Raw genomic sequence first — 14,456 nt, 5'->3', positions numbered from 1 at the left:
CTGAGGGCGGGGCCGGGCGCCGGGGCGGGCAGGATGGGTCAGGGGGTGTTGCCCCAGCGGGCCTGTTCGAGGAGCTGCACCGCGCGGTCGAGGGAGTCCGGATCGTCCAGGCGCAGCATGGCGGTGGCCTCGTCGACCGCGTCCGTCAGCACCCGCAGCTGCGCGTCCCGCTCCCGCACCAGATCCGACTGGGCCGCGAGCTGCCGGGTCTTCACCCACAGCTCGACGAAGACCGACACCTTGGCCCGCAGCACCCACGGATCGAACGGCTTGGTCAGGTAGTCGACCGCGCCGACCGCGTAACCGCGCAGCGCGAGCTGGGCGTCCCGGTCGGCGGCGGTGAGGAAGATGATCGGCACGTGCCGCGTACGCTCACGCCGCTTGATGTGGCTGGCCGTCTCGAAGCCGTCCATGTCCGGCATCTGGGCGTCCAGCAGGATCACCGCGAAGTCGTCGACCAGCAACTGCTTCAGGGCCGCCTCGCCGCTCTCGACGGCGACGGACTGGACCGGCAGGCCCTGGAGGATCGCCTCCAGTGCCATCAGGTTCTCCCGGCGGTCGTCCACCAGCAGCGCCTTCGCCATCTGGGTCACGAACTCTCCTCGGTTCGGCTGCCGCTGATCCAGGACGACATGAGTTCGATCAACTCGTCCAGGTCGACGGGCTTGGTGATGTAGTCACTTCCTCCGGCCGCCAGCGCCGACTCACGGTCGCCGGGCATGGCCTTCGCGGTCAGGAAGACGATCGGCAGGTCGGCGAACCGGTGGTTGCGCCTGATCTGTCGGGTCGTCTCGTACCCGTCCTGATCGGGCATCATCGCATCCATCAGGACGATGTCCACCTCCGGATGCTCGGCCAGCAGGCGAACGCCGTCCGCCCCGTTGTCCGAGTACAACACGGTCAGGCCGTGCAGTTCCAACGCGCTGGTCAGCGCGAAGACGTTCCGGACGTCGTCGTCGACGATCAGCACGGTGGCACCCTCCAGCCGCCGGGTGGCCGGCGTGGAGGCCGGCTCGGGCAGCTCCGGCGGCGGCATGAGCAGCGAGGACGGCAGTCCGGCCCGCGCCGGTGACGGCGGCAGCGGCGCGACCACCGCGTCCGGGGCGAGCACGTCCGGCACGAAGAGGGTGAACGTCGAGCCCTGGCCGGGCACCGACGCCACCACGATGCTGCCGCCGAGCAGCCGGGCCAGGTCCCGGCTGATCGACAGCCCCAGCCCCGTACCGCCGTAGCGACGGCTGGTGGTGCCGTCGGCCTGCTGGAACGCCTCGAAGATCAGCGACAGCTTGTCGTCGGAGATGCCGATGCCGGTGTCGACCACGGTGAACGCGATGACCTGCCGCGCGTTGGTCAGGGCCGGCACGTCGAAGACGGCGTTGTCGGGCGCCAGCCCGATCCGCAGCGTCACCGCCCCGTTGTCGGTGAACTTGACCGCGTTGGAGAGCAGGTTGCGCAGGATCTGCTGGAGTCGCTGGGCGTCGGTGACCAGCGCCTCCGGCAGGTCCCTGCCGACCCGCACCTGGAAGTCCAGGCCCTTCTCCTCGGCCTGCGGCGCGAACGCCTGCTCCACGTAGCCGCGGATCTCGTCGAACCGGACCGGCGTGGGCTCGACGTCCATCCGCCCCGCCTCGATCTTGGACAGGTCCAGGATGTCGTCGATCAGCGACAGCAGGTCGGAGCCGGCGCCGTGGATCGTCCGGGCGAACTCGATCTGCTTCGGCGTGAGGTTCCGCTCCGAGTTCTCGGCCAGCAGCCGGGCCAGCAGCAGCAGCGAGTTCAACGGCGTACGCAGCTCGTGGCTCATGTTGGCGAGGAACTCCGACTTGTACGCCGACGCCCTCGTGAGCTGCTGGGCCTTCTCCTCCAGGCCGAGCCGGGCCAACTCGATCTCCCGGTTCTTCGTCTCGATGTTGCCCTTCTGCTCCGAGAGCAGCTGCGCCTTGTCCTCCAGTTCGGCGTTGGTGCGCTGGAGCTCCGCCGACTGCTCCTGCAACTCGTGGGCGAGCCGCTGGGACTGCGCGAGCAGTTCCTCCGTACGCCGGTTGGCCTGGATGGTGTTGACGGCGATGCCGGTGGTGAGCACGAGCCGCTCCAGGAACGACAGGTGCAGCTCGGAGAAGGCCGCCACGCTGGCGAACTCGATGACCCCGAGCAGCTCGCCCTCGAAGAGCACGGGCAGCACGACCAGGTCGGCCGGCGGGGTCTCGGCGAGCCCGGAGCGGAGCATCAGCTTGCCGTCCGGCGCCCCGCCCATCCGGATCGTGCGGCGGGACAGGGCGGCCTGGCCGACCAGCCCCTCGCCGGGGCCGAAGGTGACCTCGTGCCCCCGGGCGACGTAGCCGTACGAGGCGGTCAACCGCAGCCGCATCACGCCCTCGGACGTGTCCGCCAGGAAGAACGCGCCGAGCTGCGCGTCGACCAGCGGGGTCACCTCCATCATGATCATGCGGCAGACCTCGCCCAGGTCGCGCTGTCCCTGGAGCAGGCCGCCGATCCGGGCCAGGTTCGAGTCGAGCCAGCCCTGCTCGGCGTTCTTCTTGGTCGTCTCCCGGAGGGTGACGATCATCTGGTTGATGTTGTCCTTCAGCTCGGCGACCTCGCCCTGCGCCTTGACCGCGATCCGCTGGGTCAGGTCGCCCCGGGTCACCGAGGTGGAGACCTGCGCGATGGCGCGCAGCTGGGTGGTGAGGGTCGAGGCGAGCTGGTTGACGTTCTCGGTGAGGTCCCGCCACGTGCCCGAGACGCCCTTGACCTGGGCCTGGCCGCCGAGCTTGCCCTCCGTGCCCACCTCGCGGGCCACCCGGGTCACCTCGTCGGCGAACGACGACAGCTGGTCCACCATCGTGTTGACGGTGGACTTGAGCTCCAGGATCTCGCCCTGGGCGTCGACCGTGATCTTCTGGGAGAGGTCGCCCTTCGCCACGGCCGTGGTGACCGAGGCGATGTTGCGCACCTGCGACGTCAGGTTCGACGCCATCGAGTTCACGTTGTCGGTCAGGTCCCGCCACGTACCGGAAACGCCCTTGACCTGGGCCTGACCGCCCAGCTTGCCCTCCGTGCCCACCTCGCGGGCCACCCGGGTCACCTCGTCGGCGAACGACGACAACTGGTCCACCATCGTGTTCACCGTCGACTTCAGCTCCAGGATCTCGCCCCGGGCGTCCACGGTGATCTTCTGCGACAGGTCGCCCTTCGCCACGGCGGTGGAGACCTGGGCGATGTTGCGGACCTGCGCGGTGAGGTTCGACGCCATCGAGTTCACGTTGTCGGTCAGGTCCCGCCAGGTGCCGGCGACGCCCCGCACCTGGGCCTGGCCGCCGAGCTTGCCCTCCGTGCCCACCTCGCGCGCGACGCGGGTCACCTCGTCGGCGAACGACGACAACTGGTCCACCATCGTGTTCACCGTCGACTTCAACTCCAGGATCTCGCCCCGGGCATCCACGGTGATCTTCTGCGACAGGTCGCCCTTCGCCACGGCCGTGGTGACCGAGGCGATGTTGCGCACCTGCGACGTCAGGTTCGACGCCATCGAGTTCACGTTGTCGGTCAGGTCCCGCCACGTGCCCGAGACGCCCTTGACCTGGGCCTGACCGCCCAGCTTGCCCTCCGTGCCCACCTCGCGCGCGACGCGGGTCACCTCGTCGGCGAACGACGACAGCTGGTCCACCATCGTGTTGACGGTGTTCTTCAGCTCCAGGATCTCGCCCTGGGCGTCGACCGTGATCTTCTGCGACAGGTCGCCCTTCGCCACGGCGGTGGAGACCTGGGAGATGTTGCGCACCTGGCTGGTCAGGTTGCCGGCGAGCTGGTTGACGTTCTCGGTCAGGTCGCGCCAGGTGCCGGAGACGCCGCGCACCTGGGCCTGGCCGCCGAGCTTGCCCTCGATGCCCACCTCGCGGGCCACCCGGGTCACCTCGTCGGCGAACGACGACAGCTGGTCCACCATCGTGTTGACGGTGTCCTTGAGTTCCAGGATCTCGCCCTGCGCCGCCACGGTGATCTTCTGCGACAGGTCACCCCGGGCCACCGCCGTGGAGACCTGGGCGATGTTGCGCACCTGGGCGGTCAGGTTGGACGCCATCGAGTTGACGCTGTCGGTCAGGTCCTTCCAGGTGCCGGCCACGTTCGGCACGTCGGCCTGCCCGCCGAGCTTGCCCTCGGTGCCCACCTCGCGGGCCACCCGGGTGACCTGCTCGGCGAAGAGCCGCAGGGTGTCGGTGAGGTAGTTCATCGTGTCGGCCAGCTCGGCGACCTCGCCGCGCGCGCCGACCGTGATCTTCTGCGACAGGTCGCCCTTGGCCACCGCCGTCGCCACCTGGGAGATCGACCGCACCTGGCCGGTCAGGTTCGACGCCATGGTGTTCACGGAGTCGGTGAGGTCCTTCCAGGTGCCGGCGACGCCGCGCACGTCGGCCTGGCCGCCCAGCTTGCCCTCGGTGCCCACCTCGCGGGCGACCCGGGTGACCTCGTTCGAGAAGGACGAGAGCTGGTCGACCATCGTGTTGACCGTGCGGCCGATCCGCAGGTACTCGCCGCGCAGCGGCCGACCGTCGATCTCCAGGGCCATGTGCTGGGAGAGGTCGCCGTCGGCCACCGCGACGATGACCCGGGCGATCTCGGTGGTCGGCCGGCCCAGGTCGTCGATCAGCGAGTTGACCGCCCGCTGCCCCTCCGCCCAGGAGCCGTCCAGGCCCTCGTCGTCCAGGCGCTCGGTGAGCCGGCCGTCCCGGCCGACGATCCGGCTGATCCGCCGCAGGTCGAGGTACTGCCGCTCCTGGAGCGACACGACCTCGTTGAAGGCGTCCGCGACCTCACCGGCCCGGCCCGCCCGGCGGGGCAGCCGGACCTTCAGGTCGCCCCGGCCGACCCGCCGCAGTGCCTCGGTCAGCTCGCCGAGGAGCGCCTCGTGGTCGGGCGCGGACGGGTCCGCGGTCGCCGACTGTCTCGTGGTCATCATTCCTCGCTCAGCTCGGGGCCACCGGCTCCTGCCGACGCCGGCCATCCCCTCATTGTGCCCTCGACCTCCCCCACGCCAAGCCCACGCGCCCACCCCACCCCGCCCCGAACCCCGCCGGACCCCACCGCCCCCACCTCACACCGGGCGATTGATCATGCAGTTGTGGCGCCCCGCAAAACGGGTCAATCAGCAGGAGATACGCACCACAACTGCATGATCGACGGGGGTAGGGGGTGGGGAGTGGCTTGGCACCCGCACGGGTGGCGGTGGAGGATACGGGGGTGTCAGCGGAGACGGGGCCCGCGACGACCGGGGGCCGAGACGAGCACGTCCGGCGCGTCCGGCTCCCCGCAGACCGGCGTACGCCCGCCGCGGCGCGGGCCCTCGTGCGGTCCGTCCTCACCGAGGCCCGCCTGGACGAACTGGCCAACGAGGCCATGCTGCTCACCACCGAGCTCTCCACCAACGCGGTGGAGCACGCCCGCACCGAGCTGGACATCGAGGTGGTCGCCGACCCGGTCGGGATCACCGTCACCGTGTCCGACTTCGCTGCCGGCCCGGTGGAGGAGCTGATCGTCGGGGTCCGCAACGACGCCACCAACATCGACGAGGTCTCCGAACGCGGCCGGGGGCTGTTGCTGGTCGACCACTTCGCCAGCCGCTGGGGCACCACCTACCTGCCCACGGGCAAGGGGGTGTGGTTCCGGCTGGACCTGCCTGGCCCGGCCACGGGCGACCGGGGAGCGGGGATGCCCGGCGCGGCGACCGCCGGGGGTGGCGCGCCGACGACCCCGGAGAGCTCCGCACCGAGCGCCGGGGCCATGAGCGAGCTGATGCAGACCACCCCCGACCCGTACGCCGAGGATCCGCTGCCCGACTTCGCGACCAGCCTGCTCACCCGCGTGGCGGAGATGGTCGGCGCGGCGGGCGGAGTGGTGCGGCTGGACCGGGGGGACGGACAGGGCACCCAGGTGCTGGCCCGCTACGGCCGCCAGCCCCGGCCCGGCAACGAGCTGCTCCGCGTGCCGCTGGCCGTGCACCGGCCGTACGCCGGCGAACTGGAGCTGGACGCGGCCCCGTCGGCGTACGCGCGACCGCTGGCCGTGCTGATGGCCGAGCGGCTCTCGCTGCACCTGGAGAACGACCGGCTGCGCCGGGCGGACGTCCGCCGGCAGGCCTGGCTGACCTTCCTCGCCGAGGCCAGCGAGTTGCTCGCGCAGTCGCTGGACGTCGAGCTGACCATGGCGCTCGTCCCCCAGCTCGTGGTGCCCCGGCTCGGGCAGTGGTGCGCGGTGCACACGACCGACGAGTGGGGCCGGCTCCGCCTCGCGGCGGCCAGCCACGCGGACGAGTCGGTGCTGCCCCAGCTGCACCAGGTGCTCGAGGAGACCGGCCCGGACTCGGTCCAGGCCCGGCTGCGCGAGGCGTCCCGCAACGGCACCCAGATGCCGCTCGGCGCGCCGATGGAGGGCTTCGCCGTCCCGCTGATCGCGCGGGGGCAGCGGCTGGGCACGCTGGCCGTCGGTCGGCACCAGCGGCACCGGCACGACCCGGACGAGGTCGCCGTGCTGGAGGACGTCGCCCGGCGGTCGGCGCTGGCGATCGAGAACGCCCGGATCCACGCCGAGCGCCGGCGCGTCGCGCACACGCTCCAGCAGTCGCTGCTGCCGCCGGTGCTGCCCGTGGTCGAGGGCATCGGCTTCGCCGCCGAGTACGTCCCGACCGGCGGCGACGTCGACGTCGGCGGCGACTTCTACGACGTGGTGCCCCTGCCGGACGGCCGCTGGCTGGTGGTGATCGGCGACGTCTCGGGCAAGGGGGTGCAGGCGGCGACGGTCACCGGCCTGGTCCGCGACGTCATCCGGGTGCTGGTGGGCGACGGCAAGCCGCTGCCGGAGGCGCTGGCCCGGGTCAACGAGACGCTGTTCGAGCGGGGCGGTGGGCGCTACTGCACGCTGGCCCTGGCGGCGGTCGGCCCCGGCGACGGCAACCAGCTCGACGTCTCCCTGCACCTCGCCGGTCACGACCGGCCGGTGCTGCTGCCCGCCGGCGGCGGGGCGCGTTTCGTCGGCACCGGCGGCACCGCGCTCGGGCTGCTCGACTCGATCGCCTCCCCGACGGCGGTGGTGCCGCTCGATCCGGGCGACGCGCTGGTCTTCTACACCGACGGGGTCACCGAGCGGCGGCGCGGCCGGGAGCTGTTCGGCACCGACCGGCTGCGCGACGCCGCCGCCCCGCTGGCCGGTTACTCGGCCGACGTGATCGCGGCCCGGCTCCGGTCGACGGCGATCGGCTTCTCGACCGAGGCGCCCCGCGACGACATCGCCATCCTGGTGCTGCGCAACGACGCCACCTGAGCGCGGGTGGCAGGGCCGACACGGCCCGAGCGTCCGGCTGCGGAGAGGGCCGGCACGGCGCGGCCGGTCGACCTTCCGAATCGGCCGGTGCCGACCGGACGACTTCGCCCGGTCGGCCCCATGCACCGCCCAAGAGGCCGCCGCTGCTGTGCGGCGTCGCCGAAGCGCGCCGGCGAGCTGCCCGGAGGGTCAGAGGCCGCCGGGGAGGCGGCCCGGGGCGAGGCGGCGGTGCGGGTCGAGGTGCTCCTTGGCCGCGCGCAACCGGGCGAGCCCGGCCAGCTCGCCCCACAGGTCGACGGCCCGCCGGACGGCCGCCGGCGCGGAGACCACCACGCACCGGCCCTGCCGGGCGAGGAGCACCCCGCGGACGGCGGCCAGGATGGCCGCCACCCGGTCGGGGGACATGGCGCCGGGCAGGGCCGCGTGCACCACGCCGAGGCCGGCGGAGCCGCGCACCGGGACGGGACCACCGGCGGCGTCCCGCAGCGCGTAGACCGCGGCGTGCAGGTCGGCGATGGGCACCTCGATCCGCAGCGCCGTGTCGCCCGGGCCGAACGGGTAGCGCCGCCACCACTCGGGCGCGGCGTGGCTGGCGACCGCGCCGTCGCCGAGGAGCGCGACGAGCCGGTCCGCGCGCTCGGCGACGTCGGCCGGGCCGCCCTCCAGCAGCACCACCAGCCGCCCGGCGCCGGCCGGGCCGCCGCGGACGCGCCCCGCCATGGACGGGTGCGCGGCCATCGCGGCGGCCCGGCTGCCCTGGCGCGGCCGGGGTCCCGCGCCGGCCGGCAGGTCCAGCTCGACCGCCGCCGGGTCGAGGCGCGCGGCGAGCACGGTGCGGATCAGGTCGTGCACCTCCAACGGCGTCCACACCGGCCGGCTCACCCAGATCCGGCCGGCCGGGACGGCCTGCACCCGCAGGGTCGCGGAGACCAGCACGCCGAGCGCCCCCTGCGAACCGCAGAGCAGCCGGGTCAGTTCCAGCCCGGCGACTCCGCCCCCGGCCTCCACGAGCTCGCCGTCGGCGTCGAGGTAGCGCACCCGGACGAGCTGGTCGCAGGGGCTGCCGTGGCGGTGCCGCAGCGGCCCGGCCTCGCCGGCGGCGAGCACACCGCCGAGGGTGGCGCCGGGCGAGGGGGCGTCGAGCGCCAGGCGCTGCCCGGTGCGGTCCAGAGTGGCCTGCACCGCGCGCAGCGGGGTGCCCGCCCCGACCTCCGTGGTGGGCGCGCCGACCGGCTCGTGCCCGATCCCGGCGAGCCGGCCGGTGTCGAGCATGATGTCGACCCGGTCGGGGGCGGCGCCCCAGTCGATCTTCGTGCCGGCGCCGCGTGGCACCACCGTCAGGTCGTGTCGGGCGGCGAGCCGCAGCACCTCGGCCGCGGCGTGCGCACCGCCCGGGACGGCCACCCAGCGGGCCGGGCGGCCGGCCACCTCGTCGGCGGGGCCGGCGAAGCGGGCGAACGGCGGGCCGCAGATCTCGGTCAACCGCCGGGTGATGTCGAGGGCTCCGGGCCGGTCGGTGGAACTCGCTGCAGCCGCCATGCCGGCCATCGTACACATGTTCGAAAGATGTGGCGGCGGGTCGCCGACGAGGCCGCGCGGCGGGCGGCGCGCGGCCGGTAACGTGGCGCCGTGACCACCGAGACCCCCGTGCCCACGGCGAAGCGGGTGCCCAGCGAGCGCACCCACCACGGCGACACCGTCGTCGACGAGTACGCCTGGCTCACCGGCAAGGACGACCCGGAGACGATCGCCTACCTGACCGCCGAGAACGCCTACACCGAGGCCCGGACGGCGCACCTCGAAGGGCTGCGCGCCGACCTGTTCGAGGAGATCCGCCGGCGCACCCAGGAGACCGACCTGTCGGTGCCCGGCCGCAAGGGCGGCTACTGGTACTACACCCGCACGGTCGAGGGCCAGCAGTACGGCGTGCAGTGCCGCCGGGCGGTCCGCGACGGCGAGACCGAGCCGCCGGTCAGCGCGGACGGCGCGCCGCTCGACGGCGAGGAGGTGCTGCTCGACGGCAACCTGCTCGCCGAGGGCCACGACTTCTTCGCACTCGGCGCGTTCGACGTCAGCCCGGACGGGCGGTGGCTGGCCTACTCCACGGACTTCTCCGGCGACGAGCGGTTCACGCTGCGGGTCAAGGACCTCGCCACCGGCGAGCTGCTGCCCGACGAGGTGCCCGACACGTTCTACGGCACCGCCTGGTCCACCGACGCCTCCGTGCTGTTCTACGTGACGGTCGACGAGACGTGGCGCCCCAACCGGGTGTGGCGGCACACGCTGGGCACCCCGTCCAGCGAGGACGTGGTGGTCTACCAGGAGGACGACGAGCGGTTCTGGGTCGGCGTGGAGCTGAGCCGCTCGGAGCGGTTCGTCCTCATCGACGTCCACAGCAAGATCACCAGCGAGGTGCTGGTGATCCCGGCCGGCAACCCGACCGGCGCGCCGGCGTCCGTGGCGCCCCGGCGGCAGGGCGTGGAGTACACGGTCGAGCACCACGGGCACCGCTTCCTCATCCTGCACAACGACGGCGCGGAGGACTTCGCGCTGGCGTACACCTCGGCGGACGCGCCCGGCGACTGGGTGCCGCTCATCGAGCACTCGCCCGGGACCCGGCTGGAGGCGGTCGACGCCTTCGCCGACCACCTGGTCGTCTCGCTGCGCACCAACGGGCTGACCGGGCTGCGGGTGCTGCCCGTCGGCGGCGGCGACGCGTACGACATCGACTTCCCGGAGCCGATCTACAGCGTCGGCCTGCACGACAACCCGGAGTACCGCACCGGGCAGATCCGGCTCCGCTACGCCTCGCTGGTCACCCCCGACTCGGTCTACGACTACGACCTGGTGACCCGGCAGATGGTGCTGCGCCGGCAGAAGCCGGTGAAGCCCGGGCCGGACGGTCGGGCGTACGACCCCGCCGACTACGAGCAGCACCGCGACTGGGCGCTCGCCGACGACGGGACCCGGGTGCCGATCTCGCTGGTCTGCCGGGCCGGCACGCCGAAGGACGGCTCCGCCCCCTGCGTGATCTACGGCTACGGCTCGTACGAGGCGAGCATGGACCCGTGGTTCTCCATCGCCCGGCTCTCGCTGCTGGACCGGGGCGTCATCTTCGCCGTGGCGCACATCCGGGGCGGGGGCGAGCTGGGCCGCAGCTGGTACGACCAGGGCAAGCTGCTGGCGAAGAAGAACACCTTCACGGACTTCGTCGCCTGCGCCCGGCACCTCGTCAAGGCGGGCTGGACGACGAGCGACCGGCTGGTCGCCCGGGGCGCCTCGGCCGGCGGCCTGCTGATGGGCGCGGTCGCCAACATCGCCCCGGACGCGTTCGCCGGGATCGTCGCGCAGGTGCCCTTCGTGGACGCGCTCACCTCGATCCTCGACCCGTCGCTGCCGCTGACCGTCACCGAGTGGGAGGAGTGGGGCAACCCGCTGGCCGACCCGGAGGTCTACGCGTACATGAAGTCCTACACGCCGTACGAGAACGTGCGGGCGGTGGACTACCCGGCCATCCTCGCGGTGACCAGCCTCAACGACACCCGGGTGCTCTACCACGAGCCGGCGAAGTGGATCGCCCGGCTGCGGGCGGTCGCCCCGCAGGGCGACTACCTGCTGAAGACCGAGATGGGCGCCGGCCACGGCGGCCCGAGCGGCCGTTACGACTCCTGGCGCGAGGAGGCGTTCGTCAACGCCTGGATCCTCGACCGCCTCGGCCGCGCCTGAGCGGCGGCGGGCAGGGCCCTCCCGACGAGGGCCCTGCCCGCCGCCCTCAGCCCAGCACGCCCGCCAGCACCGCCGGGTCGACGTTGCCGCCGGTGACCACGGCGACCGTACGACCGGGCGGCAGCTCGGCGGCGCGGAACAGCCGGGCGGCCACGGCCACCGCGCCGCTCGGCTCCACGACCAGGCGGGCGTCGCGGACCAGCCGGCCCATCGCGGCGCGGATCTCCTCCTCGGTCACCGTGACGATGCGGTCGAGCCGGGCCCGCAGGTGGGCGAGGGTCAGCTCGGACGGCGGCAGGCGCAGCCCGTCGGCCATCGTGCGGTAGGTGCGCTCCTCGCCCCACACCACCACCGAGCCGGCCGCCAGCGAGTCCCGGGCGTCGGCGGCGAGCTCCGGCTCGACCCCGATCACCGTCGCCGCCGGCCGCAACGCCATGACCGCGGTCGCGACGCCGGAGGAGAGCCCGCCGCCGCCCACGGGCACCAGCACCACGTCGACGTCGGGCAGGTCCTCGACGATCTCCAGCCCGACCGTGCCCTGCCCGGCGACGATCCGCCGGTCGTCGAAGGGCGGCACCAGCACCGCCCCCGTCGTCGCGGCGATCCGCTCCGCCTCCGGGCCGCGTCGCGGGGGCGGCACCAGCAGCACCTCGACGCCCAGCGCCCGGATCCGGTCCACCTTCGCCGCCGGGGCGCCCTCGGGCACCACGATCCGGCACGGCACGCCCGCCGCCTGGGCCGCGTACGCCAGCGCCAAGCCGTGGTTGCCCGACGAGTGGGTGACCACGCCGCGCGCCCGCTCCTCGGGCGTCAGGCGGGCGACCGCGTGGGTCGCGCCGCGCAGCTTGAAGGACCCCACCGGTTGCAGGCTCTCCGGCTTGAGCCACAGCTGCGCGTCCCATCCGGTACGCAGCAGCGGGGTACGCAGCACGGTGCCCGCGATGTCGGCGGCGGCGCTGCGGACGTCGGTGATCGAGACCAGCTCCATCACCCAATCCTGCCCGATCGGGGGGGGGACGCCGACGGTCCCGCGTCGCTGCGGTCGGGACGGCGGGGACGGCACCTAGACTGCCGGAGTGACCGGGGCCGGTGGGGTGGACGACGACGGGCCGGCCGAGGACGTACCGGCGGCGGGGTGGCGGGCGGCGGCGCGCGACCGGCGCGTCTGGGCGATCCTCGCGGTGGTCGCGTTCCTGCTGGTGTGCTGCTGTTCCGCCGCCGCCGGGACGCTGCTCGCGCTCTCCGCCGGCCTGTTCACCGCCGGCTGACGTCGCCGGGCGTCAGAAGTGCGCCCGTCCCTGTGCCCCGACCAGCGCGGCCGCCTCGCCGGTACGCACCATCCGCTGCCAGCGCAGCCGGTTGCCCACCAGCGCGGTGACCACCGACTGCACCACCACCAGGTACATCACCTGCCGGTAGAGCAGTTGCTGGAACGGCATGCTCCACAGTGGACCGAGCCGCTCACGGTCCAGCCGCAGCGCGTACGCGGCGGTGAACGCCTGGAGGAGCAGCAGCCCCGCCCAGGCCAGCACCAGCGTCGACCAGGGCAGGAAGAGCAGGCCGTAGACGGCGTAGACGTCCACCGCGGGGGCGGTCAGCGGCAGCACGATCTGGAACACCGTCAGGTACGGCAGCCCGCGCCGGCCGAGCTTGCCGCCGGCGCCCGACTCGCGCAGCGCGTGGCGGTGCTTCCACATCGCCTGCATGGTGCCGTAGCACCAGCGGTAGCGCTGCCGCCAGAGTTGCCGCAGCGACGAGGGCGCCTCGGTCCAGGCGATCGCCGCCTCCTCGTAGACCACCCGCCAGCCGGCCCGCAGCACCTTCATCGTGAGGTCGGTGTCCTCGGCGAGGGTGTCCGCGGGGACCCCGCCGACGGCGAGCAGCACCTCGCGGCGGAACGCGCCGATCGCGCCGGGGATGGTCGGCATGCACTCCAGCACGTCGTACATCCGGCGGTCGAGGTTGAAGCCGATCACGTACTCCAGGTGCTGCCAGCGGCCGAGCAGCCGACGCCGGTTGGCGACCTTGGTGTTGCCGGAGATCGCACCCACCGTCGGGTCGGCGAAGCCCTGCACCAGCCGGTGCACGGTGTCCGGTTGGAAGACCGTGTCCCCGTCGACCAGCACCAGCAGGTTGGCGCGGGCGGCGCGGATCCCGGTGTTCAGCGCCGCCGGCTTGCCGGCGTTGGCCTGCCGGATGACCCGCACCCCGCGCAGGCCGAGCCGCTCGACGATCCCGGCGGTGTCGTCGCTGGACCCGTCGTCGACCACGATCACCTCCAGCGCCGGGTAGTCGCTGGCCATCAGCGACCGGACCGTCGCGGCGATGTTCGCGGCCTCGTTGTAGGCCGGCACGATCACCGACACCGGGGCGGTGATCCGCGGCGGCGTCCGCCGCGCCCTGCGGACCCGCCGCACGTGCGACTGCGCGCAGCACACCTGCACGAGCAGCCGGGCCACGCCCAGCACCAGCGCGACCGCGAGCAGCAGGTCCATCGCCCCGGCGAGCCAGCCGGCGCCGGCCTGGGTCCACCGCAGGGCGTGGCCGCTGAGCCGGCTCCCGCCGCTCGCCGGCACCATCGAGGCCGGCGCGTCGATGCCCTCGGAGACGGTGGTGAACCGGTATCCCTGCCGGACCAGCCCGGGCAGCAGCCGGTCCAGGGCGGCGACCGTCTGGGCCCGGTCGCCTCCGCCGTCGTGCATCAGCACCACGGCGCCGCGACCCCGCTCGGGGCTGGCGGCCTTGACGATGGCCGGCACGCCCGGCCGCTGCCAGTCCCTGGTGTCCCGGTCGGCGAGCACCGCGACGTGTCCGCTGCCGGCGGCGGCGCGCAGCGCCGCGTACTCCGGACCGGTCAGCGCGGACGGGTGGGAGGAGAACGGCGGCCGCAGCAGGGTGACCTCGCGGCCCGTCGCCGCGGCGACCGCCTTGCGGGTCAGCGAGAGTTCCAGGTCCCGCCGCCAGCCCTGCGCGGCGGCGAGGTCGGTGTGGGTGAAGCTGTGGGAGCCGATCTCGTGGCCCTCGGCGAGGATCCGCCGGACCAGTTCGGGGTGCTCGTTGACGCGGGCGCCGACCACGAAGAAGGTGGCGCGCGCGTCGTGCCGGCGCAGCGCGTCGAGCACCTGCGGCGTCCATCGTGGGTCCGGCCCGTCGTCGAAGGTCAGCGCGATCGTCCGGTCGGGCATGGAGCGGCTGACCGGCCGGTCCCGGTCCAGCCGCAGCACCGGCCCGCCCGCGACGACGTCCCTGGGCACGGCCACGGCCGCGCCGGGTGGCGGAGCCCCCGCCCTGCCGGAGCCGCCGGCCAGCCCGGTCACCACGCCGTTGACGGTGAGCGCGGCGAGCAACAGCACCAGCCCGAGCAGCAGCAGGACCCAGTGCGCGCGCGGGTCACGCCGCGCGACGTGACGGGCCAC

8 protein-coding genes are annotated in these 14,456 nt (G+C 73.6%); 3 read left to right on the top strand and 5 right to left on the bottom strand.

Translation table 11 applies throughout. The annotated features are described in order from the left end of the window. Nucleotides 1–38: 38 nt before the first annotated feature. The gene (locus tag AB0G08_RS15845; RefSeq protein ID WP_358087790.1) at nucleotides 39–593 is read right to left on the bottom strand and encodes a response regulator; all 555 of its coding nucleotides are present in this window, start codon (nucleotides 591–593) and stop codon (nucleotides 39–41) included. Beyond that, nucleotides 590–4,957: a HAMP domain-containing protein gene (locus AB0G08_RS15840; protein WP_358087787.1), complete on the bottom strand. Its 4,368-nt coding sequence runs from the start codon at nucleotides 4,955–4,957 to the stop codon at nucleotides 590–592. The genes AB0G08_RS15845 and AB0G08_RS15840 overlap by 4 nt, the downstream gene beginning before the upstream one ends. 281 nt (nucleotides 4,958–5,238) lie before the next feature. Between AB0G08_RS15840 and AB0G08_RS15835 the strand changes: the two genes are divergently transcribed. Beyond that, nucleotides 5,239–7,314: a SpoIIE family protein phosphatase gene (locus AB0G08_RS15835; RefSeq protein ID WP_358087785.1), complete on the top strand. Its 2,076-nt coding sequence runs from the start codon at nucleotides 5,239–5,241 to the stop codon at nucleotides 7,312–7,314. 189 nt (nucleotides 7,315–7,503) lie between these two features. Here AB0G08_RS15835 and AB0G08_RS15830 read toward each other — a convergent pair whose 3' ends face one another. Next, nucleotides 7,504–8,853 carry an FAD-binding oxidoreductase gene (locus AB0G08_RS15830; RefSeq protein WP_358087782.1) on the bottom strand — a complete coding sequence of 450 codons (1,350 nt, stop codon included), beginning with the start codon at nucleotides 8,851–8,853 and terminating at the stop codon, nucleotides 7,504–7,506. A 90-nt stretch (nucleotides 8,854–8,943) separates the two neighbouring features. On the opposite strand from AB0G08_RS15830, the gene AB0G08_RS15825 reads away from it, so the two are divergent. After that, on the top strand, nucleotides 8,944–11,040 hold the full coding sequence (locus tag AB0G08_RS15825; protein WP_358087779.1) for a S9 family peptidase: 2,097 nt from the start codon (nucleotides 8,944–8,946) through the stop codon (nucleotides 11,038–11,040). A gap of 46 nt (nucleotides 11,041–11,086) precedes the next feature. Here the strand turns inward: AB0G08_RS15825 and AB0G08_RS15820 are convergent, their stop codons facing one another. Next, complete coding sequence (locus AB0G08_RS15820) at nucleotides 11,087–12,028, bottom strand: pyridoxal-phosphate dependent enzyme (RefSeq protein WP_358087776.1); 942 nt, start codon at nucleotides 12,026–12,028, stop codon at nucleotides 11,087–11,089. Nucleotides 12,029–12,116: 88 nt separating this feature from the next. Between AB0G08_RS15820 and AB0G08_RS15815 the strand changes: the two genes are divergently transcribed. Further along, nucleotides 12,117–12,308 carry a hypothetical protein gene (locus AB0G08_RS15815; RefSeq protein WP_357871311.1) on the top strand — a complete coding sequence of 64 codons (192 nt, stop codon included), beginning with the start codon at nucleotides 12,117–12,119 and terminating at the stop codon, nucleotides 12,306–12,308. 12 nt (nucleotides 12,309–12,320) lie between these two features. On the opposite strand, the gene AB0G08_RS15810 is transcribed toward AB0G08_RS15815, so the two are convergent. After that, nucleotides 12,321–14,456: a bifunctional polysaccharide deacetylase/glycosyltransferase family 2 protein gene (locus tag AB0G08_RS15810; RefSeq protein WP_358087773.1), complete on the bottom strand. Its 2,136-nt coding sequence runs from the start codon at nucleotides 14,454–14,456 to the stop codon at nucleotides 12,321–12,323.

Origin of the sequence: Micromonospora sp. NPDC023644 (genome assembly GCF_040640115.1) — a bacterium.
Lineage (GTDB): Bacteria > Actinomycetota > Actinomycetes > Mycobacteriales > Micromonosporaceae > Micromonospora.
Note: the sequence above shows the minus strand (reverse complement) of the source record. Positions and strands in the feature narration are given on the sequence as shown.

What these genes read in the sequence shown, in the direction of transcription:
- AB0G08_RS15840 (WP_358087787.1), bottom strand. Translation starts at nt 4,957, where the DNA reads ATGATGACCACGAGACAGTCGGCGACCGCGGACCCGTCCGCGCCCGAC.
- AB0G08_RS15830 (WP_358087782.1), bottom strand. Translation starts at nt 8,853, where the DNA reads ATGGCGGCTGCAGCGAGTTCCACCGACCGGCCCGGAGCCCTCGACATC.
- AB0G08_RS15820 (WP_358087776.1), bottom strand. Translation starts at nt 12,028, where the DNA reads ATGGAGCTGGTCTCGATCACCGACGTCCGCAGCGCCGCCGCCGACATC.